The sequence below is a fragment of the Marinifilum sp. D714 genome (assembly GCF_030851345.1).
Taxonomy (GTDB): Bacteria; Bacteroidota; Bacteroidia; order Bacteroidales; family Marinifilaceae; genus Marinifilum.
In genome coordinates this window covers 1-318 of sequence record NZ_JALPNU010000100.1, presented here as the reverse complement: position 1 = coordinate 318, position 318 = coordinate 1, and the positions used below count along the sequence as shown (strand labels likewise).

Sequence of the window (318 nt, the reverse complement as noted above, 5' to 3'; positions counted from 1 at the left end):
TGCTTTTGGGGAGATACCAAAGTGGCCAACTGGGGCGGACTGTAACTCCGCTGACTTTCGTCTTCGTAGGTTCGAATCCTGCTCTCCCCACAAAACAGATTGAAAACGTTCAATCTTTGAAAAAATTCTTGCGGGAATAGCTCAGTTGATAGAGCATCAGCCTTCCAAGCTGAGGGTCGCGGGTTTGAGTCCCGTTTCCCGCTCAACTTATTGAAAATTATTGGGGGAGATACCAAAGTGGCCAACTGGGGCGGACTGTAACTCCGCTGACTTTCGTCTTCGTAGGTTCGAATCCTGCTCTCCCCACAAAATTGGATT

Annotated in this window: 3 tRNA genes; all 3 read left to right on the top strand. The window is 48.7% G+C overall.

The window, feature by feature from the left end:
* The first annotated feature begins 7 nt into the window (after positions 1-7).
* The 3 genes from M0051_RS19710 to M0051_RS19700 all read left to right on the top strand — a co-directional run bounded on the left by M0051_RS19710 (position 8) and on the right by M0051_RS19700 (position 306).
* Positions 8-90, top strand: a tRNA-Tyr gene (locus M0051_RS19710).
* Positions 91-130: 40 nt separating this feature from the next.
* Positions 131-203 (top strand) — tRNA-Gly (locus M0051_RS19705).
* 20 nt (positions 204-223) lie between these two features.
* Positions 224-306: transfer RNA gene (locus M0051_RS19700), tRNA-Tyr, on the top strand.
* Positions 307-318: the final 12 nt, after the last annotated feature.